29 protein-coding genes are annotated in these 24464 nt (G+C 33.1%); 22 read left to right on the top strand and 7 right to left on the bottom strand.

Features of this window, described 5'->3' with window-relative positions; translation table 11 throughout:
- Nucleotides 1-3 precede the first annotated feature (3 nt).
- The 4 genes from motA to BKH41_RS01040 form a co-directional block, all read right to left on the bottom strand.
- The gene (gene motA / locus BKH41_RS01055; protein WP_095296567.1) at nucleotides 4-774 is read right to left on the bottom strand and encodes a flagellar motor stator protein MotA; all 771 of its coding nucleotides are present in this window, start codon (nucleotides 772-774) and stop codon (nucleotides 4-6) included.
- Nucleotides 775-840: 66 nt separating this feature from the next.
- Entirely contained in the window at nucleotides 841-1251 is a 411-nt protein-coding gene (locus tag BKH41_RS01050; RefSeq protein ID WP_180762684.1) for a M67 family metallopeptidase, read from the bottom strand.
- Nucleotides 1248-2027: a HesA/MoeB/ThiF family protein gene (locus BKH41_RS01045; RefSeq protein ID WP_095296565.1), complete on the bottom strand. Its 780-nt coding sequence runs from the start codon at nucleotides 2025-2027 to the stop codon at nucleotides 1248-1250. Before BKH41_RS01045 ends, BKH41_RS01050 begins: the two co-directional genes overlap by 4 nt.
- A 10-nt stretch (nucleotides 2028-2037) precedes the next feature.
- Entirely contained in the window at nucleotides 2038-2655 is a 618-nt protein-coding gene (locus tag BKH41_RS01040) for an MBL fold metallo-hydrolase (RefSeq protein ID WP_095296564.1), read from the bottom strand.
- A gap of 146 nt (nucleotides 2656-2801) precedes the next feature.
- Here BKH41_RS01040 and BKH41_RS01035 point away from each other — a divergent pair, with 146 nt between their 5' ends.
- Together BKH41_RS01035 and BKH41_RS01030 are read left to right on the top strand one after the other, a co-directional pair.
- Nucleotides 2802-4007: an aspartate aminotransferase family protein gene (locus BKH41_RS01035; protein ID WP_257875356.1), complete on the top strand. Its 1206-nt coding sequence runs from the start codon at nucleotides 2802-2804 to the stop codon at nucleotides 4005-4007.
- Entirely contained in the window at nucleotides 4004-5014 is a 1011-nt protein-coding gene (locus BKH41_RS01030) for an SAM-dependent methyltransferase (RefSeq protein WP_095296563.1), read from the top strand. Before BKH41_RS01035 ends, BKH41_RS01030 begins: the two co-directional genes overlap by 4 nt.
- A 1-nt stretch (nucleotide 5015) precedes the next feature.
- Here the strand turns inward: BKH41_RS01030 and hsrA are convergent, their stop codons facing one another.
- The 3 genes from hsrA to BKH41_RS01015 form a co-directional block, all read right to left on the bottom strand.
- Nucleotides 5016-5693: a homeostatic response regulator transcription factor HsrA gene (gene hsrA, locus BKH41_RS01025; RefSeq protein WP_095296562.1), complete on the bottom strand. Its 678-nt coding sequence runs from the start codon at nucleotides 5691-5693 to the stop codon at nucleotides 5016-5018.
- Nucleotides 5694-6051: 358 nt separating this feature from the next.
- Nucleotides 6052-8598 (bottom strand): flagellar hook-associated protein FlgL, encoded by a 2547-nt coding sequence (gene flgL, locus BKH41_RS01020; protein ID WP_095296561.1) that lies wholly within the window; start codon nucleotides 8596-8598, stop codon nucleotides 6052-6054.
- Between the two features lie 109 nt (nucleotides 8599-8707).
- Nucleotides 8708-9070: a hypothetical protein gene (locus BKH41_RS01015; RefSeq protein ID WP_095296560.1), complete on the bottom strand. Its 363-nt coding sequence runs from the start codon at nucleotides 9068-9070 to the stop codon at nucleotides 8708-8710.
- Between the two features lie 82 nt (nucleotides 9071-9152).
- Here BKH41_RS01015 and BKH41_RS01010 point away from each other — a divergent pair, with 82 nt between their 5' ends.
- The 20 genes from BKH41_RS01010 to tolB all read left to right on the top strand — a co-directional run bounded on the left by BKH41_RS01010 (nucleotide 9153) and on the right by tolB (nucleotide 24451).
- Entirely contained in the window at nucleotides 9153-9524 is a 372-nt protein-coding gene (locus BKH41_RS01010) for a RidA family protein (protein WP_095296559.1), read from the top strand.
- 99 nt (nucleotides 9525-9623) lie between these two features.
- Nucleotides 9624-9935 carry a 50S ribosomal protein L21 gene (gene rplU / locus BKH41_RS01005; RefSeq protein ID WP_095296558.1) on the top strand — a complete coding sequence of 104 codons (312 nt, stop codon included), beginning with the start codon at nucleotides 9624-9626 and terminating at the stop codon, nucleotides 9933-9935.
- Nucleotides 9936-9945: 10 nt separating this feature from the next.
- Nucleotides 9946-10200 carry a 50S ribosomal protein L27 gene (rpmA, locus tag BKH41_RS01000; RefSeq protein WP_095296557.1) on the top strand — a complete coding sequence of 85 codons (255 nt, stop codon included), beginning with the start codon at nucleotides 9946-9948 and terminating at the stop codon, nucleotides 10198-10200.
- 195 nt (nucleotides 10201-10395) lie between these two features.
- Nucleotides 10396-11274, top strand: a complete 879-nt coding sequence (locus tag BKH41_RS00995; RefSeq protein WP_095296556.1) for a DUF535 family protein — start codon at nucleotides 10396-10398, stop codon at nucleotides 11272-11274.
- A 20-nt stretch (nucleotides 11275-11294) separates the two neighbouring features.
- A complete protein-coding gene (gene obgE / locus BKH41_RS00990; protein WP_095296555.1) occupies nucleotides 11295-12401 on the top strand; it encodes a GTPase ObgE in 1107 nt (368 codons plus the stop codon).
- Between the two features lie 50 nt (nucleotides 12402-12451).
- Nucleotides 12452-13363, top strand: coding sequence for a methionyl-tRNA formyltransferase (gene fmt / locus BKH41_RS00985; RefSeq protein ID WP_095296554.1), 912 nt, complete (start codon nucleotides 12452-12454; stop codon nucleotides 13361-13363).
- Complete coding sequence (locus BKH41_RS00980) at nucleotides 13360-13992, top strand: biotin--[acetyl-CoA-carboxylase] ligase (RefSeq protein ID WP_180762683.1); 633 nt, start codon at nucleotides 13360-13362, stop codon at nucleotides 13990-13992. Before fmt ends, BKH41_RS00980 begins: the two co-directional genes overlap by 4 nt.
- Before the next feature lie 12 nt (nucleotides 13993-14004).
- The gene (locus tag BKH41_RS00975) at nucleotides 14005-14793 is read left to right on the top strand and encodes an AAA family ATPase (RefSeq protein WP_095296553.1); all 789 of its coding nucleotides are present in this window, start codon (nucleotides 14005-14007) and stop codon (nucleotides 14791-14793) included.
- 1 nt (nucleotide 14794) lies between these two features.
- The gene (locus tag BKH41_RS00970) at nucleotides 14795-15670 is read left to right on the top strand and encodes a ParB/RepB/Spo0J family partition protein (protein WP_095296552.1); all 876 of its coding nucleotides are present in this window, start codon (nucleotides 14795-14797) and stop codon (nucleotides 15668-15670) included.
- Between the two features lie 86 nt (nucleotides 15671-15756).
- Nucleotides 15757-16182: a FoF1 ATP synthase subunit B' gene (locus tag BKH41_RS00965; RefSeq protein ID WP_095296551.1), complete on the top strand. Its 426-nt coding sequence runs from the start codon at nucleotides 15757-15759 to the stop codon at nucleotides 16180-16182.
- Nucleotides 16183-16192: 10 nt separating this feature from the next.
- Entirely contained in the window at nucleotides 16193-16702 is a 510-nt protein-coding gene (locus BKH41_RS00960) for a F0F1 ATP synthase subunit B (RefSeq protein ID WP_095296550.1), read from the top strand.
- On the top strand, nucleotides 16702-17232 hold the full coding sequence (locus BKH41_RS00955) for a F0F1 ATP synthase subunit delta (protein ID WP_095296549.1): 531 nt from the start codon (nucleotides 16702-16704) through the stop codon (nucleotides 17230-17232). The genes BKH41_RS00960 and BKH41_RS00955 overlap by 1 nt, the downstream gene beginning before the upstream one ends.
- A gap of 23 nt (nucleotides 17233-17255) precedes the next feature.
- Nucleotides 17256-18770 carry a F0F1 ATP synthase subunit alpha gene (atpA, locus tag BKH41_RS00950; protein WP_095296548.1) on the top strand — a complete coding sequence of 505 codons (1515 nt, stop codon included), beginning with the start codon at nucleotides 17256-17258 and terminating at the stop codon, nucleotides 18768-18770.
- A 15-nt stretch (nucleotides 18771-18785) separates the two neighbouring features.
- Nucleotides 18786-19682, top strand: coding sequence for an ATP synthase F1 subunit gamma (gene atpG / locus BKH41_RS00945; protein WP_095296547.1), 897 nt, complete (start codon nucleotides 18786-18788; stop codon nucleotides 19680-19682).
- A 15-nt stretch (nucleotides 19683-19697) separates the two neighbouring features.
- Entirely contained in the window at nucleotides 19698-21098 is a 1401-nt protein-coding gene (gene atpD, locus BKH41_RS00940; RefSeq protein WP_095296546.1) for a F0F1 ATP synthase subunit beta, read from the top strand.
- Between the two features lie 11 nt (nucleotides 21099-21109).
- The gene (gene atpC, locus BKH41_RS00935) at nucleotides 21110-21502 is read left to right on the top strand and encodes an ATP synthase F1 subunit epsilon (RefSeq protein ID WP_095296545.1); all 393 of its coding nucleotides are present in this window, start codon (nucleotides 21110-21112) and stop codon (nucleotides 21500-21502) included.
- 2 nt (nucleotides 21503-21504) lie between these two features.
- On the top strand, nucleotides 21505-22077 hold the full coding sequence (locus BKH41_RS00930; RefSeq protein WP_095296544.1) for a MotA/TolQ/ExbB proton channel family protein: 573 nt from the start codon (nucleotides 21505-21507) through the stop codon (nucleotides 22075-22077).
- 6 nt (nucleotides 22078-22083) lie between these two features.
- A complete protein-coding gene (locus BKH41_RS00925; protein WP_095296543.1) occupies nucleotides 22084-22482 on the top strand; it encodes an ExbD/TolR family protein in 399 nt (132 codons plus the stop codon).
- Complete coding sequence (locus BKH41_RS00920) at nucleotides 22482-23198, top strand: energy transducer TonB (protein WP_095296542.1); 717 nt, start codon at nucleotides 22482-22484, stop codon at nucleotides 23196-23198. Before BKH41_RS00925 ends, BKH41_RS00920 begins: the two co-directional genes overlap by 1 nt.
- Nucleotides 23198-24451 carry a Tol-Pal system protein TolB gene (gene tolB, locus BKH41_RS00915; RefSeq protein ID WP_095296541.1) on the top strand — a complete coding sequence of 418 codons (1254 nt, stop codon included), beginning with the start codon at nucleotides 23198-23200 and terminating at the stop codon, nucleotides 24449-24451. Before BKH41_RS00920 ends, tolB begins: the two co-directional genes overlap by 1 nt.
- Nucleotides 24452-24464: the final 13 nt, after the last annotated feature.

Raw genomic sequence — 24464 nt, 5'->3', positions numbered from 1 at the left:
GTTCTACTCAAATTGCGAAATTTTTGGTTCATCAGGACCTAAAAAACTTAAAAGTTTTGCTTCTAGACTTCGGGGATTGTCTCCATTGGCTATCCCAATGATTCCCTCAAGTACAACCATTTTTTCTTTGACAATGTCTTTTGATTTTGCTTTGAGTTTATTTCCCCAAGGACCAAAAATTGCATAACTGCACATAATTCCCGTTACCGTAGCTGTAAAAGCCCCTGCAATTCCTGCAGCCATTTCTGCAGGATTATCTAATTTTTGGAGTGCAAGCATCAGACCCATAACCGCTCCTACAAGACCAAAGGTAGGGGCTGATTCGCCGGCTATTATCCAATAGTGTGCAGCCCCGTGGTAATATTCTTCAAGCTCTTCAATTTGGACTTCCATATCTTCTTTTACAGATTTAGCATCTTTTCCATCAATAATCATTGAAAGCGCTTCACGCGTAAAATCGTCCTCAACTTGCGCAGCTTTTGCTTCAAGAGATAAAACACCATCTCTTCTTGCAAGAGTAGCAAACTCTATCAGTTGTCTGATTGTTGCATTAAGATTGACTTTTGAATTTAAAAATACAACCTTAAGCTCTTTGTATCCCGCTTTTACAAAACGAGCGTGAGTTCCTGTCATTGCAGAAAATAGTGTTGTAGGCACGATGATGATTACGGAGCTCAAATGGATGATGTGCAATGGATTTCCACCCTCTAGGATGTCGCCCAAAGAGATAGCGCCAAGAGCCAAAAACATACCTAATAGTGTTGAGAGATCCATATTCTTTCCATCATTTTGAATTTGATTTATTTTTTAAAATTATACTTAAAAAATCGGCCGGAAAATTTAAAATTTTATAGTTTCCTCACAGATTTTCTCTTTTGTAATCCGAAATGAAGCAATATTCGGCTCATTTTGGAGGGATATAATACAATAGCTTTGTCGGGGATCATAAATGTATTTTAGATCTTCTTTTGATGGGTAGGCCTTATTAAAAGGATGGGAGTGAAAGATCCCTATAATTTCAAGATTTTGTTTTTTTGCCCTTTGGAGTGCATTTAGTTGATCTTGGGGGGAGAGCATAAAAAAATGTTGAGGATTTTGATGGATGTTTTTGATTTTAAAAAGCTCTTCCACTTGGTTTTGAAGTGTTATTTTATCTTGTTTTCCCAAAAAATACCCGCAACATTCATTGGGGTAATTTGATTGTGCATAGGCAATCAAGTCGTTATAAAGCTCTTTTGTCAGGCTAATCATTGTGGGTAATCTCTGAGTTCTTTGATGCCATTTTCTCCACAAATTCGACATTGTGGATTTTTAGATACGTCTATTTTTCTAAAATCCATTGTTTTTGTATCGACACTTAAGAGTTTATTTGTAAGTAAATCTCCAATGCCTAAAAGATATTTAATCGCCTCAGCAGCTTGAATACATCCGATTAATCCAGGCAATACTCCAAATAAGCCAGCTCTAAAAATTGGATTGAGTTCCACAGGTGGAGGAGTGTCAAAAGCACACGCAAAACAAGCACTTTGGTGAGGCAATACGGTCATTGTTTGCCCTCTGTATTTAAGTACGCCGGCGTGAGAATAGGGTTTATTTGCAAGCACGCAAGCATCATTTATCAAAAATTTACCGGCAAAATTGTCTGTAGCATCAATGATAAAATCATAGTCATTAATGATTTTTAAGGCATTTGCAGAAGTGAATTTTTCAAAATAAGTTTCAATTTTTATATCCGGATTGATGGCATTCATAGTGATTTTTGCCGAACGAGTTTTTGGAAAGCCAATTTCTTCTGTTGTATGAATGATTTGTCTCTGGAGATTGCTGATTTCTACAATATCAAAATCTAATATACCGATTTTCCCTATCCCTGCAGCTGCTAGATACATTGCATTGGGGGAGCCTAATCCTCCTGCACCAATGATGAGGACGCTCGAATTCAGCAATTTGATTTGCCCCTTTTCATCTACATCTTCAAGCATAATATGCCTCAAATAGCGTTCTTTTTGATTTTGGGTCAGTGTCATAATAATTCCTTTAGGTATAAATTCTTTGAATCCATAGGCTTGCATTAGCTTGTTCATCAAATAAAAAAGTTTTTTCTCCGTGTCCAGGATAAATTGTTTTATTTATCGCAGCATCTAATTTTTGAAATCTCAATAAGGATTCTTTCATATCGTTAGAATTTGAATAAGGAAAATCATATCTCCCGATAGAGCGATAAAAAATGAAATCGCCGCTGAAAAACATATCATTGATTTCAATCATCGAACATCCGGGAGTATGACCAGGAAAATGCCAATATTTTATATCAAAATCAGAAATTTTGAAAGCAACACTTGATTTTTGTCCTTCAACCAAATGATCGGGAGTGCAGGGGGATAAGCCTAGATTAAAGCAGTCTGAATCTAGCATAAAAGCATCTTCTTTTGGAGCATATAACGGGACATTTGGGAAAATACCTTTTAAATCTGCCAAGCTCCAAATATGGTCGTAATGCCCGTGAGTTACTAGTAATGCTAAGGGATTTTTTGCATTTTGAACTACCCATTGAGTTGCTCCGATACCTGGATCAATGATAAACTCTCCTTTGGTAGTTTTTAATATATAACAATTGGTTTGTGGAGAACCAAATGCTTTTACAAGCAACTCCATAAGAATCTTTCCTTAAATTTTATATTTTGATTTGCGAAGCATTTTAATAATTCTATCTAAATGTTTTAATGGAATTTTATAAATATTGCTGTAAAAATAGTAAAATTTTGATAGTTATGCGAAATTTAGGACAAAAGGATGAGGCAATGTTTGATAAAAATTACAAAATAGATGATTTGATGGATTTTGATGAAAAATATGTGTTGCATACTTATGCGCGCAAAAAAATTCGTTTTTCTTATGGTCAAAATGCCAGACTTTATACGCCTTGCTCTAGGGAGTTTATAGATTTTGGAAGCGGCATAGGAGTTTGTAGTGTGGGTCATGGAAATCAGGAATTGGCCGATGCTATTGCTAAACAAGCCAAAGATTTGATCCATTTATCTAATCTTTATCTCATCGAACCTCAAGCCCTTTTAGCAAAAAAACTGGTGGAGCTTTGTGGTTATGATATGAGGGTATTTTTTAGTAATAGCGGTGCTGAAGCCAATGAATGTGCTATTAAGATTGCTAGAAAGTTTGGAGAAAAAGATGAAAAAATCGATAGGTATAAAATCATAACTTTGGAGTCGAGTTTTCATGGAAGAACTATTAGTACGCTTAAAGCGACAGGTCAAGATAAAATGCATTTGCACTTTGCGCCATTTCCTGATGGGTTTTTGCGTGCTAAAGATATTGATGATATTTATAATGTTGTCGATTCTAAAACTTGTGGGGTATTGCTTGAGCTTATTCAAGGTGAAGGTGGGATTTCTCCTATGGATAAGGAAAAAATTCAAAAATTAGCAAAATTTCTCAAAGAAAAAAATATTCTTTTAATGGTTGATGAAGTCCAAAGCGGAATTTATAGGACTGGAGAGATTTTTGCTTCAAAGGTTTATGGCATTACTCCTGATATTATCAGCACTGCAAAAGGTTTGGGTGGCGGCATTCCAATTGGGGCAACTTTGACGAATTTGAAAAATATATTTGTGCCAAGTGATCACGGCAGTACATTTGGAGGGAATTTTTTATCCACAAGAGCTGGGCTTTGCGTACTTGAAATTTTGGAAAAGGAATACAATTCAGGCAAACTTGTTGCAACGATTGATTCATTCAATCAACATTTAGAAAAAATTATCAGTGATTTTTCTTTTTTGTTTGAAAAAAAAGTTGGGATTGGTTTGATGTGCGGTTTGGTTGCAAAAGATGACAATATTCAAAAAAATATTATTGAAAATGCCTTTGAAGAGGGACTTTTAGTATTAAAGTCAGGGAAAAATGTAGTTAGGTTTTTGCCTCCTTTAACGATCAAGGAAGATGAGATAAGTGAGGGTTTTGAAAGATTGAGGAAGGCTTGTTGTAAATTATGATACCTTTTAGTTCCTATATGCGTGAGTGGCTTTATGGAAAAGACGGGTATTACCATAAAGCTTCAATAGGGCAAAAAGGGGATTTTTACACTTCAGTTTCATCAAGTAGATTTTTTGGGGGAACAATCGCTCATCATTTACTGGACCTTTTAGAAACTAAAAAGCTGACATTGCCCTTAAAGATCATTGAAATAGGAGCGGATAAAGGTCATTTATTGAGCGATATTGCGCAATTTTTATCTGCTCTTTCAGTGGGTGCGATCCAAGATTGTGAATTTATCAGCATTGAGCCATTGCCTGGATTGGCCTTGATTCAAGAAAATAATTTTTTAATGCACACAGGCTTAAAATTAAAAATCTACAAAGATTTACAAGATTTAAATCTTGATATCTCTGATTGTGCATTTCTCTATTGCAACGAACTTTTTGATGCATTTCCTTGTGAAATTTTCGATAATGGCAAGATGGCTTATGCAGATAACCATCGTATATTTTGGAAAAAGCCCTCTGATGAAATACTTTCTTTGGCAGATAAATGTGGGGTATTTCAGGGACAAATACCTGTTGATTTGGAAAATTTTATTTTCAAACTTACTGAAAAACTAAAGCACGTTAAAATTTGGAGATTTTTAACTTTTGATTATGGACAATGGGGGGCTAGGAACGATATTAATTTAAGAGTTTATCAGAATCATCAGGTTTATCATTTTTTAGACATTGAAAAAAAATTAGAAAATTTTTATCAAAATTCTGATATAACTTATGATGTTGATTTTTCTTTGATTTGTTATTTTTTTGAATCTTTTGGTGCTAAAAAACTATTATTTGAATCGCAGGCAAAGGCATTATTAGATTTGGGATTAGGTGATTTATTGGAAAAATTTTCTCAAAATACAAGTTATCAAAACTATTTAAGAGAAATTTCAAAAATCAAGCCTTTAATTAGTCCAGGCGGACTTGGAGAGAGATTTCAAGCCATAGAATTTGGGAATGGGGTAAATTTCTAAATTACTCTTCGGCTTGTTTTGGATAGCAAAAACGATAGCCTCTTCGACGAACAGTTTCCACAGTGGAAATATTGAGAGGTTTGTCCATTTTTTGTCTGATTTGATTGATGGCTACTTCAATAACATTTGGAGTTACAAGTTCGGGTTCTTCCCAAATTGCATCAAGTAATTGTTCTTTGGATACAATTTGATCCCTGTGTCTAGCCAGATGAGTGAGAACTTCAAATGGCTTACCTTTGACTTCGATTTCTTTGCCTTTATATGTAATCTTCTCTTCATCAGGATTGATGACTAAATCTTCAATTTCAATGATACTTGAACCCCAGAATCTGAGTCTTGCTTCAATTCTTGCAATCAACACATTTAAGTCAAAGGGTTTGGCAATAAAATCATCAACTCCCGTTTTGAATGCTTCAATTTCTTGATCGGGCTTAGGCTTATGAGCAAGCATAATGATAGGGACGCAGGGGTATTTTGATTTTACTTGAGAGACGATACTGATACCATCGCCATCAGGAAGTTTTGAATTGATTAAGATGAGATCGTAGTTTCTAATGCTTATAAAATATTCACCGTCTTTGAGATTTTCGGCAATATCAGTTTGATAACTATGTTGGTTTAAAAAATCGCTGACAGTCTTGCCTAGCGGAGACTCATCTTCTATTATTAAAATACGCATCCATTAATCCTTAAGCTAAAGATAATATTAAATCCTTGGGATTATAACATAGTTTTAGATTAATTTAAACAGATAATGAAAGAATTTTATCAATCTCAAATCCATTGACTAAATGTATACTTTTTGTTTATAAAATACTCGCAACCAAATTTCAGTTTATTCTGGTTTGGCCAGATGCACACAAGAGTAGAGTCACCTCCCCCTCCTTTCTCTACTTAAAATTTATGTGCATCGATCTCCTTTTTGTTTTGTTAAGTTATTGAAATATAATTTATTATTATGGTTATCCCTGAAGTGAATTTTGGGGATAACTTAACTTTGTAATAATCTTGGAAATATTTGGAAATATATTGTTAATTTATAGGTAATTTACCAAAGACATTTGATTGATTTTACTAGTAGATGACAAGACTGCGTTATAGTTTGTTGTAAGATTTGAGAATTTATTATAAGTTTCTGCTAGATCTGTTCCTATAACTTCTCCTTTGATGGAATCTACTTGAACTTTTAAAATTTCATTTCTTCTGATAATGTTTTCAAAAGTTTTGCCGTGAGCCCCATTTAAAGCAACCATTTTTTCAATATGATCACTGAGATGCTCAAAGGCACTTAAACCATTTTGTATCCCAATTTTTCTCATATCGGTTGTATAAACTTTTCCAAAATTATCAGGTCTGTAAATACCTTTTTTAACAGAATCGATAATGTCGTCAATTTGCTTGAAAAAATCAATATCAGGTTGATCAATCGTAAGGGCATTATTAGCATTTAGACGAATACCAGAAATATCGTTTTTTATTGCTTGGGTTGAAAAATCATTCGTTGCATTATTGTAAATCATAAATTTCATTTTGCTCAAAGAACGCATATTGTCTTGAATCTCAATTTTTCCATTCCTGTTCATACTGATTGACAAAGTTCTTTTAGCCTGATCCAACAACATTTCATAAGTGCTTTTGTTTTCTTGAGTGGGTGCATTATTTCTATTTTCAGCTTTCAAATAAGCTTCTTGATTTTGATTGCTGTAATTAAGTGCTATACTCATTGCATCCATAAGTTGTTGGTAAGTGATGTCATTTGGTTTGGTAATTGTAATCGCAGGAGGTTCATCGTGCGGGTTATAAAGAGGTATGATATACTCCGATTTATTAGGAGTTTTGCTTGGAAGTTTTAAATAGGAGCCTTTGTTATCAAAAAGTATTTGAGCTTCAACAGGGATGCCATTATGGTCTTCAAGTTTGAGGGTATATGATTGTCCTTGAATGCTTCCACCTGCAACTTCAAAAAGTTTTGTTTGCGGATTTGCAAAGCCACTTCCATCTGATAAAACTTGAGAGATATTCCCCATAAGTTTGGAACCTCTATTTGTAAAATATGTTTTTTCATATTCATTTTCATAATCTGTGGGAATGCCTTGAGTTTCCAAACCATTTTCATCAAGTGTTTTAAGAGAAATGCTAAAACCGTGTTCACCATTAAATGGAGGAGTTTTGCTGTCGTGTTCTTTATTTTTTATGTTATTGTCAATGATATTGAGTCTGCCATTAGAAAGCTCTATATCCAAGTTTCCGCCAAAATGAGATTTAATTGCGTCCATCAGATCTTGCATAGTAGTATTTTTGATATCAATATATAGTGGATCTATTGGTTCTGTGTTGAGGGTTCCATCTTGATTGTTAGGTCGTGTGCCATCAATCTGGAGAATGGAAGCCTTAGGATCAAAAATATCTGAAAGTTTTGTATTTTTAACCGCTGCAGTATTGTCTTGCGCTATAAAAGCTGTGGGTATTCTGACAAATCTAAAATCATAATTATCGCTAACCCCCTGAATGCTTGAAAGGCTTCTGTCGGTAAGGAAAGGGCTTTTATTAAATGAAGTAATTCTAGCTCCATTAGTTTTGAGTTCTTCTACATTATCCACATCCATATCGCTGGAAATAAGATGAAAATCAATGGTAGAATTTCCCGGTTTCATATCCCTGATTTCAATCTGTCCCCACGTATTTAAAGAGATATCTACAACTTTATTTTGCGGCGTATTGCCAAATTCTTTTCCGATTTGATCGAGTAAGTCATTCACTGTGGTAGCATTTTCTTTATTTTTATAAGCTTTATCAAAACTAAATTTTGCCTTGAAATTTGATCCGTCAGGTCTTACCCCTCGTAGATAAAAATATTCTTTGGCGTCATTGGAAGTGTCATTGTCATTGTCTCCTATGAGATCCCTTAGAGTATCTTCAGGCTTGATATAAACTTCTTGAGGCGGATTGGTTTTATTGATAGCATCCATCACATCAGGATGCAATTTACTTTGATTGAGCATTTTTATATTTGAAGTAATGATTTTTTGTTTATCTGAATCCCTTCCAAAGAATAATTCGTGACCGGTTATATTATAAGGTACAAGATTATTCGAACTGATGAGAGCGTTTAATTTTTCATTATTTCCATAATATTTACCCTCAGAGTCAAAAGGTGCTCTATCAACCTTGCTACCTCCAAAGAGAAAATCCCCTCCTATGGAAGTGTTGGCAATGTTGATGATATGATCTTTGAGTTTTTCTAAGTCACTTGCTATGGCTTCTCTAGAGTTTGAAGAATGGATGTCGTTAGCGGCTTGAATAAGTTTTGTTTTAAACTGTACCATCGTTTCAGAAAGTTCGCTTAATGCTTTATCTGTATTGAGTGTAGAAGTGTGGGCGTCTTGTGCGACGTCTATCCCTTGACTAAGTGTATTTTTTTCAAATTCGAGCTTAAGATTTTGATTGTTAATGCTACTATCTTGATAACCGTATTGAATTTTTAGACCTGAAGCGATTTTAGTGTTCATTTCATTCAGTTTATTTTGAAGAACATTTTGATAATAATTCATTTGGTTATATTTTGTCCCGAAAGTAATGCGCATTTACGACACCTTTAACATTGAATCTAGAACCGCTATTTTAATCAAGCAAAAAAAATTCCATTTTGCCTGTAAGCATAGTGATTCTAAGATCGGAATTTTGTTTAAATATTTAATCTGATTGGATTGTTTCTTCTTGGATCAAAAAAGGAATTTGTTTTTTATTCCATTCTCTCTTTTTTTGGATAAGGGGCTTAACAGGTTCATTTAGAAATTTTTCGGGTTGGTTTGGAGTGGTTTGGTGAATTTGTTTGGATTTATTTGTTTTGGGCAAAGGCAGCCTGATTAATTTGCCTTCGTTTGTAATTTCAATAATACCGACGGGTTTTTGAGTGCGGTTGTCCATCAAGAGAATTTGATTGGATTTTAGGGGAATATCTTGTTCTACTAAATCACTTGAGTTTATCGAGTTTATAATGGTGTCGCTCCAGAGTGTTTTTAATGCGATCAGAAGAAATATTGAGACAAATTTCATTTTTTCAACGCCCTTTGGAATTTATGTTTTGCAAATAGAACATATTATATAATAGAAAACAAAAAAATGTGAGGAACATCAAATGACAATCGTATCAAGTTTAAACGCGCCAAAAGCTATCGGACCTTATTCTCAAGCAGTTATTAGCAATGGTTTGATTTATACTTCGGGACAAATTGCTCTTTGTGCAGATGGAAATTTTCTTGAGGGCGATATTAAATCTCAAGCAAGGCAGGTTTTGGAAAACCTAAAATCTATTTTGGAAGCAGGAGGAAGCTCACTTTCAAAGGTGATTAAAACAACGGTTTTTTTATCAGATATGGATCATTTTAATGAACTCAATGAAGTTTATGGTCAATATTTTGATAAACACAAACCTGCTCGTAGTACCATTGCAGTTAAAATGCTTCCTAAAAATGCGTTGGTTGAAATTGAATGCATTGCCCAAGCATAGTTTTAAGCAAAAATTAGGTTTTTTTTAATATAATTTGAGGTTTTTTATATCGCTTTGTAGCAAGCGTTTTAAAACAATAAACTTCGCAAGGATTAAAGAATGTATGCAGTTTTCAAGAATGGAGGCAAACAATACAAGGTCCAAGAAGGCGATATTGTCTTGCTTGATAAAATGAGCCTTGAGCCAAAATCAAAATTAGAATTGAACGAAGTTTTAGCTATTTCCGATAATGATAATCTGAAATTGGGAACTCCTTTTATAGAGGGAGCCAAAATTGAAGCAGAAGTTATCAATGAGGGTAGGGCAAAAAAAGTCGTTACATTTAAAAAGAGAAGAAGAAAAGACAGCAAAACCAAAAGAGGTTTTAGACGCGACTTCACTCGAGTAAGAATTTTAAAGATAGCAGGATAAAGGAGTATAAATGGCACACAAGAAAGGTCAGGGAAGCACTCAGAATAATCGAGACTCTGCCGGTCGAAGACTGGGAATAAAAAAATTTGGATCACAGTTTGTAAGAGCAGGGAATATCATCATCAGACAAAGAGGTACAAAGATTCATCCTGGCAGTAATGTCGGCATAGGAAAGGATCATACTATTTTTGCTTTAGTTGATGGGATCGTAAAATTCCAACAAAAAGATAAAAATCGAAAGAAAGTTTCTGTCATCTCCGCATAAAACTTCAATCAATCACTTAAGGATTCCAAGAATCTTTAAGGATTATTTTCTCCATTATTTTTTTAATATTTAGTATTTAATATTTTTTTGATTACCCTAGTTTTTTGTTATTTTCCAATAAAATAATTATGTAATAGATTTAAAATTTAAGTTTTATTATAATAAAATAATAATTTATTTTATTAAGGATAATTAATGGAATATAAATTTTTTAAACCTAGTTTATTAAAATGTAATAATTTGCAAGTTACACTACGTCGATACTCTCGTTATTATTTGAGAAAAATTATTTTTTATCAATACGTGATTCAATTTGAGGAGTTTGTCAATAGCAATCCTCTGCTACAGGATTTTTTTGAACACTCTCCTATTTGTGCTTACGTTCTTATCAGATATTTTTGCAATAGAAGCTTCAATTCTGCAGAACGTTTTAATCATATTGTTTCAGATTTGAAATTTATGGCAAAGCTTCATTTGTCTTCAAAAATTTTGCCTTTGTGGCGAGAGAAAATCTTATTATTTAATATTGATGGAGAAAAATCATATGGGTTATTTTTGGAAAAAAATACGATTGCGAATGAAGAGGGTTTTTGGGCGTTGGTCTTGAGAAATTCTTTACAAGAGCGCATCTATCAAGCCACTTTTTCTTTTACTCCTGATAATGATTTGCTTATTGCTTCTATTCAAGGAAGCAAATCCTGTCAAAATGAAGATGATGAAATCAAGTTTTTGACAAAAAAATGTTTTGGTTTGCGTCCAGCTTCGTTATTGATTGAAGTTTTAAAAATCTTCACAAGAGTTTTGAATTGTAACGCAACTTTGGGCATTCCTTCAAAATTTCAAATTCGATCTAATAAAGGGTTTTATAAAGGTTATTATGTTGATTATGATAAAATTTGGCAGGAATCTTGCGGGGAAATTGTGAAAATTCACAGGCATTATTATTACTTGTTAAATCACACGCACAAAAAACTTGAAGACGTTCCGAGCAAGAAACGTTCTATGTATAAAAATCGTTTTGCAATGCTTGAAGAAATACAGGACAAAATAGATAGAATATTTCGTGCGAAATAAATTTAAGACTTGGGAATTTTATGTTTGTAGATAATGTAGATATTTTTATTGCTTCAGGAAAGGGGGGAGCGGGTGCAGTTAGCTTCAGACGGGAAAAATTTGTCCTGAATGGAGGACCTGATGGTGGAGATGGTGGAGATGGTGGAGATGTTTATTTTCAAGTGGATAAAAATACAGATACTCTTTCTTGTTTTCGAGGAACCAAACACTATAAAGCTAAAAACGGACAACCTGGTGGGAGCAAGAAATGCAGTGGCAAAAGAGGAGAAGATATTGTTATAAAAATTCCTCCAGGAACGCAGATTTTTGATTTTGAAACAAATGAACTGCTATATGATTTTACAGACCAAGATTTCAATGTCAAAGTCTTAAAAGGTGGTAAGGGGGGGTTTGGAAATGCGCGATTTAAAAATTCCGTCAATCAGCGTCCTACGTATTCTCAAAGCGGACTTGCCGGAGAAGAGAGGCATATTCGTTTGGAGTTGAAATTGATTGCAGATGTTGGATTGGTTGGTTTTCCCAACACAGGAAAATCAACCTTGATTTCTGTAATTTCTAATGCCAAACCTGAAATAGCCAATTATGAATTCACGACCTTGATCCCAAATCTTGGGGTTGTGCAACCTGATGAAATGAACTCTTTTGTGATGGCTGATATACCAGGGATTATTGATGGAGCTAGTGAGGGAAGGGGTCTTGGCATAGAGTTCTTGCGTCATATAGAGCGCACTAAACTTTTGCTTTTTGTCATTGATGTGAGTTCTTATCAAAGTGTATGGCAACAATATGAAAAATTAAGATCTGAACTTAGAAATTTCTCATTAGAGCTTTATTCAAGACCTTTTGGAATCGTTCTAAATAAAATTGATGTGTTAGATTTTTCTTCCAAAGCCATTGATGAATTTTATGTTTCTTTAGGGATTAAAAGTCTAAAATCAGATTGTTTTGGATTGGATCAAAAATTGGAGTATTTTATTGATAAAAATTTATTTGAGGACAATATGAAAAGAAATGCAAATGCGCCTTTGTTTGTGATCCCGATTTCTTCGCTTGCTCAAATTAATACAAAGCCTTTGACATTTATTCTTTTGAAGGCCTTAAAGAATCAAATGGAAGATGTTTTGTGAAAAATTTGATAGAGGTAGTTATTTTAAATGAAAGGTTCAAGGGATTTTAAATGAGGGTTTTGTTTATGGGGACACCTTATTTTGCGCGTGTAGTTTTGGAAAAAATCTTAAATGATCCTTTTTTTGAAGTTGTGGGGTTATTTGCTCAACCTGATAAACCTTTTGGTCGCAAACAAGAATTAAAATACCCTGAAACAAAAGAGTTTATTGTTAAAAATAAAATATTGCTTCAGATTTTTCAGCCTGAAGTTTTAGATGAAGAAAGTTTTCAGACTATTTCTAAACTCAAACCTGATGTAATCTTAGTTGTCGCTTATGGAAAAATATTGCCTAAGAAGATACTTTCTTTTACCAAATGTCTGAATATTCACGGATCAGTGCTTCCAAAATATCGGGGAGCATCACCTATGCACGAAATGATTTTAAATGATGATAAGATCTATGGAGTGAGTGTTATACAGCTACAAGAAAAGCTTGATAGCGGTGATATTTTGGGGATAAGTGCTTTTAAATCTGAAAAATCATTCAATCTTGAAAGTTTGATGTTAAAATTGGCAGAAATGGGAAGCAAATTGGCTATAAAGGTTTTAAAAAACCTAGAAGTATTGGAACCTCTAAAACAACATCAAGCTGATGCGACCTATTGTAAAAAAATTTTTAAAAATCAAGGACTTGTAGATTTTGAGGATGCTAGAAGTATTTATTTAAAATCTTTGGCATATTCTGTTTGGCCCAATGTTTTTTTAGAAAACGGGTTAAAGTTGTTTGAAGTTGAGCTTGTTTCTGAAATGGGAAAATATCAAAAAGGGGAAATATTATCTATTGATGGAAATGCGGCTGTAATCGGATGTTTGCAAGGAGTGCTTCGAATTGAGATGCTTCAATATCCGGGCAAGCAAAAAATGGATGCTAAAACTTATATTCAAGGAAAAAGACTCAAAATCGGAGATATATTGGTATGATGCGTATTGAATATTTTGAAGAATTGGCTTCAACGCAAACCTATCTTTTAGAAAAAATTAAAACTGCCGAGCTTGAGTCTCCCATATGCATTGTGGCAAACAAGCAGAGTGCAGGAATTGGGAGTAGGGGAAATCGCTGGGAGCAAGTTGAAGAAACATTGAGTTTTTCTTTTTCTTTTAAGCTTTTTGATTTGCCAAAAGATCTCCCTATTCAAAGTTCTTGTATATTTTTTGGATTTATTTTTAAAGAAGTCCTTGTTGAAATGAAATTCAATGTGTGGTTGAAATGGCCTAATGATCTTTATATTGGAGAGTCAAAGGTGGGAGGCATTATGGCAAATGTCTATAAAAATGACATTGTTTGCGGGATTGGCTTGAATATCTATGGGGAAAAATTCGGATCTTTGGGGGGTAAGGTTTCTAAAAAAGAGATTTTAGAGAATTTTTTTGAAAAAATCAAAAATACTCCTGAATGGAAGCAAATTTTTAGTAAATATGAGCTAGAATTTTATAAAAATTTTAATTTTTCATTTCATTATAATGAAAATGTTTTAAGTTTAAATGGAGCTCAATTGCTTTTGGATGGAGGAATTTGTTTAAATGGCAAAAAAATTTATAATTTTAGATGACAGAGGCGGAATATGTGTGAAATTATAGCGGTTGCAAATCAAAAAGGCGGAGTTGGGAAAACAACTACAGCAGTGAATTTGGCAGCTTCTTTAGCACTTGCAGAAAAAAATGTGTTGCTGATAGATTTTGATCCTCAGTCAAATGCTACGACAAGCTTGGGTTTTAGAAGAAATGATATTGAGTTTGATATTTATCATGTTTTAATGGGCAGTAAAAAACTTTCCCAAATCATTCAAAAAACCGAAATGCCTTTTATGCATTTAGTTCCTTCTAACATCGGTTTAGTGGGTATTGAAAAAGAGTTTTATAATAAAAAAGGTGCAGGCAGAGAATTGATTCTTAAGAAGAAAATTCAAGAAGTTCTTGATCTGTATGATTTTATCATTATTGATTCTCCGCCTGCTTTGGGACCTTTGACAATTAATGCATTATCTGCTGCTGATTCTGTGATTATTCCGATTCAATGTGAATTTTTTGCATTGGAAGGATTGGCACAACTTTTAAGTACCATAAAAATTCTTCGGGATTCTATTAATCCCAAATTAGAAATCAGGGGATTTTTGCCTACAATGTATTCTTCCCAGAATAATCTTTCTAAGCAAGTTTTTGCAGATTTGTCTCAACATTTTGATACGAAGCTTTTTAAAGATAAAAACAATAATTCTTATATTATTGTTCCTCGTAGCGTTAAGCTTGCTGAATCACCAAGTTTTGGAAAACCCGTTTTGCTTTATGATGTGAAGTCAAACGGCAGCGTTGCATACCAAACGTTAGCCCAAACAATATTGCAAGGAGTATGATTTGGCAAAAAAAAATTTGGCTTTAGGGAGAGGTTTGGGGGCAATATTGAGTGAAGTCACTCAAGCCTATGAAAACAATTTATCTGATAACTCTGAGTTGGTAGTTGAACTTGATGTTGATATTATCAAACCAAATCCTTATCAACCTCGAAAACATTTTGTAAAAGATTCGGTAAGCGAACTTTCTCAATCTATAGTCGAGCACGGTTTATTGCAACCTGTTCTTGTTTATGAGGGCGATGATAATGATTATGTGCTTATAGCCGGCGAAAGAAGACTTCGCGCATCTAAGCTTGCAGGGTTAAAGACAATCAGAGCCATTGTTGTGAATGTTGATACAGCCAAATTAAGAGAAATTGCTTTGATTGAAAATATTCAAAGAGAGGACTTAAATCCGATTGATTTAGCAAATTCCTACAAGGAATTGATTGAAGATTATAAAATCACTCACGATGAATTAGCAAAGAAAATAAAGAAATCAAGAACACAAATTACAAATACTTTGAGATTGCTAAATCTTTCTCCAAAGGTTCAAGAATCACTTACGGAAGAGAAAATCACTCAGGGACACGCCAAAATTCTTATCACTTTAAACAACTCTGAACAAGAGATTGTGCTAGATTCGATTTTGGGACAAAAGCTTTCTGTCAGAGATACTGAATTTCTAGTCAAAAAACTCAAAAGACCTGCTCAAATTGAGAAAAAAAATTTTTTAAAGTCGGGAAAAACACCTGTCTTTAATCAAAGGATAGTAGAATTAAAAGATATATTGAAGAATTATTTAATTTCAAGTTCCTTTAAAGATGATCAATTGGTTCTTTATATATCTGATGAATCAAAAATTGATATGCTGATCAAAAAATTATCATCACATTAGGGGTTTAATTTAAGATAATTTCTGATAGAATATTTTCAATTCACTTAAGTGAGTGGATTGTAATCTTGATATAAGTAGGAGTATGAATGACTATAACCGTAAATCCTTATCTGATGATCTTAGTTTTTATTGTATTTATAGCCACTCTTTATTGTCTTAATATTTGGCTTTATAAGCCTATTTTTTCTTTTATGGACAATCGAAATGCTTCAATTGCTCAAGATATGCAATCTATACAAAATAATATGCAAGAAACAATAGAAATTGATAGAGAAATCAAGCAGATTCTTGAAAATGCTCGTTTAGAATCACTTCAGATCATAGAACAGGCTACAAACGAAGCAAAGACTGCTTATGAAGCAAAAATAATGAAAAAAAAGACAGAGTCTCTTGCCAAACTTGAAGAGTTTTTAAGCAATCTGCAAATCGAAAAAATTGATTTAAAAAATCAACTTTTGGAAAAAATGCCGGATTTTGAAAAGTCTTTGAAATTAAAAATATCTCAAATATAGGGGGGTATCTATGAAGTATATTCTTTTTTTGTTATTTTCTGTCTCTTTTTTGTTTGGAGCAGATGTGAATATCTCAGATACAGATATTGTTGAGAGGGTTATAAATTTTGTAATATTTGTCGCAATTTTATGGTATTTGACAGCAGATAAACTAAGAGAGTTATTTGCTAATCGAAAAGAAAAAATTTCTAAAAAGCTTGATGAAGTTCAAGATAAGCTTAAAACTGCCAAGAAAGCAAAAGAGCAAGCTTTAAGAAGACTTGAGGAAGCAAAAGAAAAGGCTTCTGATATGGTAATTACTGCTAAAAAAGAAGCTTATTTGGTTATGCAGAAGATTGATGGACAATTTAAGATTGACATAGAAAATATAATTAAAAATAATGATATTTTGATGGATTTTGAACAAAAAAAGATGGAGAGAGAAGTTGTTGAAGAAGTGCTTTCAGAACTTTTTAAAACTAAAATTGCTTCTTTTGAAACTTCCGATTATATCAATATACTTAATAAAAAGGTAGCATAATGGTAGAAATTGTTGCCAAAAAATATACAAAAGCACTTATCACAAGTCTTAATGATAATGATTTAAAAGTTTTTTTAAAAGATTTAGGAGAGATTGTGAATGTTTTTTCCATTGAGAAATTTTTAGATATTATCTATTCTCCTTGTGTGTCAAAATCTCGCAAACAGAATTTATTGCTAGAATTAATGGGATCAGATAATGGAAAAATCATAAATTTTATAAAGCTTTTGGGAGAAAAAGATAGGTTTGATATTCTTCCTTTTGTATATAGAGAATTAGAAGCTTATATTAGGAGGAAAAATAAATCTTATATTGGTTTATTGTATTTGAATAAAAAGATTGAATCGAATGTTGTGGAGCAAATTGCAAAAGTTCTTTCAGGGCGTTTTAATGTTGGCCTTGAGATTTTTCAAGTAGAGGTTCAGATAGAAGGTATTAAGCTCGTTATTGATGATTTGGGTATCGAAATTTCTTTTTCTAGAGAGAATTTTTTGAATGAACTAAAATCATATATATTGAAAGTAATTTAATTTCTAAAGAAAAGGAGAAAAGTGTGGTAGCAAAGTTAAAACCGGAAGAAATCAGCTCAATCATTAAAGAAAGAATAGAAAGTTTTGATATTGATATTAATATAGCCGAAACTGGGAGGGTCATTGCTTATGCTGATGGCGTTGCTAAAGTCTATGGCTTAAAAAATGTTATGTCTTATGAAATGGTTGAATTTGATACTGGAGATAGGGGTCTTGCTTCAAACCTTGAAGAGGGTAGTGTTGGGGTTGTTGTTCTTGGAAATGGAAAGGATATTAAAGAGGGGACATCTGTCAAAAGACTCGGCAAATTAATGAAAGTTCCAGTTGGAGATGCCGTTGTTGGAAGAGTTATAAATACTTTAGGCGAACCTATTGATGGAAAAGGAGCAATAGAGGCTGTTGAACATCGTTTTGTTGAACAAAAGGCTCCTGGAATTATGGATAGAAAATCAGTTCATGAACCTCTTCAAACAGGTATTAAAGCGATTGATGCCCTAGTTCCTATCGGTCGGGGTCAAAGGGAACTTATCATTGGCGATAGACAGACAGGAAAAACAACGGTTGCGATTGATACCATTATTAATCAAAAAGGTCAGGATGTTATTTGTATTTATGTCGCGATCGGTCAAAAAGAATCTACGGTTGCGCAGGTTGTCAGGAAGTTGGAAGAATATGGAGCAATGGAATATACAATAATTGTAAATGCCTCTGCTTCAGATTCTGCAGCTATGCAATTTTTAGCTCCTTATACCGGAGTCACCATTGGGGAATATTTCAGAGATAATGCAAGACATGCTTTGATTGTATATGATGATTTAAGCAAACACGCAGTGGCTTATAGAGAAATGTCTTTGATTTTAAGAAGACCTCCGGGCAGAGAGGCATTTCCTGGAGATGTATTTTATATTCATTCGCGATTATTGGAAAGAGCTGCAAAAGTCAGTGATGAAAAAGGAGCAGGTTCTTTGACTGCCCTACCAATCATAGAAACCCAAGCAGGAGATGTTTCTGCATATATTCCGACAAATGTTATTTCTATTACTGATGGACAAATCTTTTTAGAGACTGATTTATTTTTCTCTGGTATAAGACCAGCGATTAATGTGGGACTTTCGGTTTCAAGGGTTGGAGGAGCTGCTCAAATTAAAGCGACAAAACAAGTTTCTGGAACGCTCAGGTTGGATTTGGCTCAGTATCGTGAGTTGCAAGCATTTGCTCAATTTGCTTCAGATTTAGATGAGTTGAGCAGAAAACAATTGGACAGAGGGCAGAGAATGGTAGAAGTTCTGAAACAACCTCCTTATTCACCCTTGTCTATTGAGAAGCAAGTTGTAATCATTTATGCTGGAACCAAAGGCTTTTTAGATGATGTGCCTGCGAATAAGGTTGTAAAATTTGAAAATGAACTTTATCCATTCTTGGAAGCAAAATATCCAAAAATTTTTGAAGATATTAGAATGAAAAAAGCTTTGGATAAAGATTTGGAAAGTATTCTTGTGAAAGCTTTAGAAGAGTTTAAGATAAGTTTTGCAGCTTGATAACAGGATAAGTTAATGGGAAATAATTTAAAAGAGATCAGAAAACAAATCGGCAGTGTTAAAAATACTCAAAAAACAACTCGTGCTATGAAATTGGTTTCTACTTCTAAATTAAAAAAAGCTGAAGAAATGGCTAAACGCTCTAAGATTTTTGCAAATAAATTAAATGAAGTTTTTAATGATATATTATCAAAGATAAAAAATAGAGGTTTAGAGAATATTAACAGCAAATATTTTTTGAATTTGAAAGATAGAGATGTTAAAAAAGTTGATATTATTTTTGTAACTGCAGACAAGGGCTTATGTGGCGGCTTTAATTCGATGACTATTAAGGAAGTCATTAGAGTTATGAATGAATATAAAAGTCAAGGGATTAAAGTCAGACTCAGAGGAATAGGAAAAAAAGGAATTGCTTATTTTGTTTTTAATGAGATTGAAGTTTTAGATAAGATTACAGATTTAAGCTCATTTCCTGATTATGATCGAGCAGCTAGTTTTGCGATGAAAGTTGTTCAGGATTATCTTGATGGATTGACAGATGAAATATTGATTATCCACAATGGTTTTAAAAATATGATTTCTCAAGAACTCAAAACAAAAGCTCTTTTGCCTTTGGGTGTTGATATTGAAACAGCAAATTCAAATTCAAGTGCTGTTACAATTGAACCTGATGATGAGGAAGATCTCGTTTTGGATGAATTGGCTAAAAAATATATTGAATATAATATGTATTATGCATTGATCGATTCTTTGGCTGCAGAACATAGCTCTAGAATGCAAGCTATGGACACTGCAACAAATAATGCTGGAGAATTGGTGAAAAGTCTAACGGTTTCATATAATAAAGCAAGACAAGAATCCATCACTACTGAGTTGGTAGAAATTAATGCCGGTGTCGAGGCTATGAAATAAATTTAGGAGAGAATAATGGAAGGTAAAATCATTCAAGTTATGGGGCCGGTTGTGGATGTTGATTTTGAATCATATCTGCCCGCAATCAATGAAGCACTAGATGTCAAATACAATTTTGATGGGATTGAGAAAAATCTGGTTTTAGAAGTTGCAGCACATTTAGGAGATAGTCGCGTTAGGACAATAGCAATGGATATGACAGAAGGTCTTACTAGAGGTCAAGCTGTTATCGCTAGAGGTAAAATGATTGAGGTTCCTGTTGGCGAAGAGGTACTAGGTAGGATTTTTAATGTCGTGGGGGAAGTAATAGATGGTGGAGAGCCGGTGAAAAATTCTTTAACTTGGCCAATTCACAGAACTGCTCCAACATTTGAAAATCAAAGCACAAAGACTGAGATGTTTGAAACAGGAATCAAAGTAGTTGATTTATTGGCACCTTATTCTAAGGGGGGAAAAGTAGGTTTGTTTGGTGGTGCTGGTGTTGGTAAAACTGTTGTTATTATGGAGCTTATCCATAACGTTGCTTATAAACATAGTGGATATTCAGTATTTGCTGGAGTTGGAGAAAGAACTCGAGAAGGAAATGATCTCTATCACGAAATGAAAGAAGGGGGTGTCTTGGATAAAGTTGCTTTATGTTATGGGCAAATGAATGAGCCTCCAGGAGCAAGAAATAGAATCGCTTTTACAGGGCTTACGATGGCTGAATATTTTAGAGATGAAAAAGGTCTTGATGTATTGATGTTTATTGATAATATTTTTAGATATGCGCAATCTGGGGCTGAAATGTCGGCTTTATTAGGAAGAATACCTTCTGCCGTTGGCTATCAACCTACATTAGCAAGTGAAATGGGAAAACTCCAAGAAAGAATTGCTTCCACTAAAAAAGGATCCATTACTTCTGTTCAGGCAGTTTATGTTCCTGCAGACGACTTGACAGACCCTGCTCCTGCTTCAGTTTTTTCTCATCTTGATGCGACAACGGTTTTGAATAGAAAAATTGCTGAAAAAGGTATTTATCCTGCTGTGGATCCGTTGGATTCTACTTCTAGAATTTTAGATCCTCAAATTGTTGGGGAAGATCATTATAAAATTGCTACAGGTATCCAGCAAATTTTACAAAAATATAAAGATTTACAAGATATTATTGCTATTTTAGGGATGGATGAATTATCTGAAGAAGATAAAAAAATAGTTGAAAGAGCTAGAAAGATTGAGAAATTTTTATCTCAACCTTTTTTCGTTGCCGAAGTATTTACTGGGAGTCCAGGTAAATATGTTACCCTAGAAGAGACACTTGAAGGTTTCAAGGGTATTTTGGATGGCAAATATGATCATATTCCTGAAAATGCATTTTATATGGTTGGAAATATACAAGAAGCTATAGAAAAAGCAGAAAAAATGAAAAATGCTTAAAGGGACAAGCTATGGAAGAATTGATTGTTAATATAGTGACGCCTTATGGAGAGATATTTTCAGGCGAAGTAAAAAGTGTTACTTTGCCTGGTGTAGAGGGTGAATTTGGGGTTTTGAAGGGGCATAGTGATATGCTTTCTTTACTTAAAACCGGGGTTATTGAAATCGAAAGAATCAATAACGAAAAAGATCTTGTTGCAATCAATTGGGGTTATGCTGAAGTTAGATTTTCTCAAGTTGATATTTTAGCAGATGGAGCAGTGGCAATTGGAGGTAAAAATGAAAATGAAATTTCTAATGCAATCTCTAATGCAAAAAAACTGCTAGAAGATGCTACTTCAGATAAAGTTGCAATTTCAAGTGTTGTCTCAAAAATAGAAATCTCTGCAAAAGGTAAATTATAGGAATGACAATGATACAAAACTTTTTCTATGAAAGTGGTCCTATTACGCTATTTGTTCTCTTTTGGCTATCTCTATATTTCATTTTAACTCTATGGATTTTTATTTATAAGTTTTTTACCATCAGATATTCAATAGGTAAAGAAAAAAAATCTTTGGATAAAATTATTAAAAATGAACAAAAACTACCGGATTATCCGATATTTTATTTTGATGGAGATGCTGGGACAAATATTTCAAAAGAAATGTTTCATATTTGGAAAAATCAGGCTTTAAAACAGGGTACGACAGGTTTAGTTGTTTTGAGTATTGTTTCTTCTACAGCTCCTTTTATAGGTTTATTTGGAACTGTTGTTGAAATTTTAGATGCTTTTGGAAAACTTGGAATAGCGGGTCAAATTTCATTTGATGTGATAGCCCCCATTATTTCTAAGGCTTTGGTAGCTACCGCAGCAGGAATATTGACTGCCATACCGGCATATTCTTTTTTTCTTATTTTGAAGCGAAAAGTTTATGATTTATCTGTATATATTCAAATGCAGATTGATGTGATTCTTTCAAAAAATATTGGAAAATAAAACCAGATGGAAAATGATTTTGATTGGGATGAGAAACCTGAGTTAAATATTACCCCCTTGGTTGATATTATGCTTGTATTGTTGGCTATTTTGATGGTTACTACACCCACAATTACTTATCAAGAAAACATCACTCTTCCAAAGGGATCGAAGACACTAAAAGCTTCTCAGGATAAAATTCTTGAAATAAGAATGGATGCAAAAAAGAAAATTTATATCAATAGCAATGTTTATGACTATAATTCGTTTCCAGACACTTTCAATCTTTTGGCAAAAGAGTATAATAAAAATACTAGTGTTTATATTCGAGCCGATAAAAATTTAACTTATGAGAATATTGTTTATTTGCTTAAAAGTGTAAAAGAAGCTGGATTTTCAAAAGTTTCTCTGGTTACTAATGGCTAATGAATACTCAATTTTTGTTTATTTGCTCAGGATTTTTTGCTGTTTTTTCATATTTAATCATTTTATTATTTTTGATTTTTTTTTTTGATTTTTCTAATCCTGCAAAATACATTTTTAAAACGGATACACAAATAGAGCAATCAATTGCTATTGATGCAATTTTGGATAATTCTTTTGAAAATGACAATATGGATAAAGGGGGAAATCCTTTGGAGGGAACAGGAGTTAAAGATGTATTTTCTTCAATCAATAGCGAACCTGATTTGAATCAAAAAGTTTCGGATAATCGCGAACAGGTCGCTAAAAATTTAGAATTAAATAAACAAAGACAAGAAATTCTCAAACAGCTACAAAGTAATATGAAAGATTTTAATTCCAAACTTGAGACAATTAAAAACAAAACTATTGATGTTCAATCCCAAACACCAAAACCCGATACTTCAGATGGTCTTTATGATGAATGGTTTGCAAAAGTTTATAAAATTTTATATTCAAAATGGAAGGTATCTTTTTATCAAAATGCTTCCGTAACTGTTTTACTTACGATTACAGAAACAGGAGATTTTAGTTATAAAATATTAAAATATTCCCATTATGATGATTATAATAAGAGTGTAGAAAAATTATTAGAATCTTTAAATAATCAAAAATTTCCTCCTTATCCTAAAGGAAAATTTGTTAATATTGAGGTTAATTTTAGAACTGAGGAAAAATAATGAGAATTTTATTGTTGATTTTTATCTATTGTGGGAGTTTATTTGCCATAGATGCAACATTAGATGTTGTAAAAACGGTTCAAAAAATTCCAAATGCGGAAGTGAGTTATTCTGATTCTAAAAATTCAGAGCAAGCTCAAAAAATTTATAAGATATTGATGACGGATTTAAAAATCAGTGGTCATTTTGAGGTTTTTGATGGGGATAAATTTAAGGGAGATTCAATTGATTATGTTCCCTATAAAAATAAAAAAATTGATCTTCTTATCCGAATAGAAGTCAGGAATGACGCAAATGGAATGAAAGCCATTATGTATTTATATGACATCAATTCTTCAGAATTTAAAATCAGTAAAATATATACTATTTCCAATGAAGCCTTATATCCTTTTGCAGCTCATAAAATGGCCATTAATATTAATGATTATATCAAGGCACCTTCTATTGCTTGGATGAATCGATTTATCGTTTTATCCAAGTATGTCGGCTCTGGTTTGGCTGATATTATTGTTTCTGATTATACATTAACCTATCAAAAAGTGATTGTTAAGGGTGGATTGAATATTTTTCCCAAATGGGCAGATGCTAATCAAACTGAAATCTATTATACAAAGTATTTTGAAAAACCTACGATTGTGAAATATAATATTTATACTGGCTTAAGCCAAAATATTATTCAAAGCGATGGTATGGCGATTGTTTCTGATGTAAGCAAAGATGGCAGCAAACTTCTTTTATCGCTTGCTCCAGAAACTCAATCGGATATTTTTTTATATAATTTAAATACAAAGAAAACCACGCAACTTACAAAATATCCAGGTATTGATGTTTCGGGCAATTTCATTGATAACGATACGGCTATGATCTTTATTTCTGATCGAGTTGGATATCCAAATGTTTTTGCAAAAAAGCTCGATATTTATGCTCCTGTTGAACAGGTTGTTTATCACGGACGAAATAATAGCTCAGCCTCTGCTTATGGAGATTATGTTGTTTATACTAGTCGTGAAACAGCTAATGAATTTGGTTTGAATACTTTTAATTTATATTTAATTTCAACAAAAAGTGATTATATTCGAAGACTTACGGCTAATGGTACGAATCAAATGCCAAGATTTTCCAGCGATGGGGGGAGTATTATGTTTTTAAAACATACCCAGAATCAAAGTGCTTTGGGAATTATTCGATTAGACTATAACAGAAGTTATCTATTTCCATTAAATAATATCAAAATACAAGCCTTTGATTGGTGAATTGGATAAAATT

It is taken from the genome of Helicobacter sp. 12S02232-10 (assembly GCF_002272895.1).
GTDB lineage: Bacteria > Campylobacterota > Campylobacteria > Campylobacterales > Helicobacteraceae > Helicobacter_J.
The sequence above is the reverse complement of the archived record's forward strand: the minus strand, read 5'-3'. Positions and strand labels throughout refer to the sequence as shown.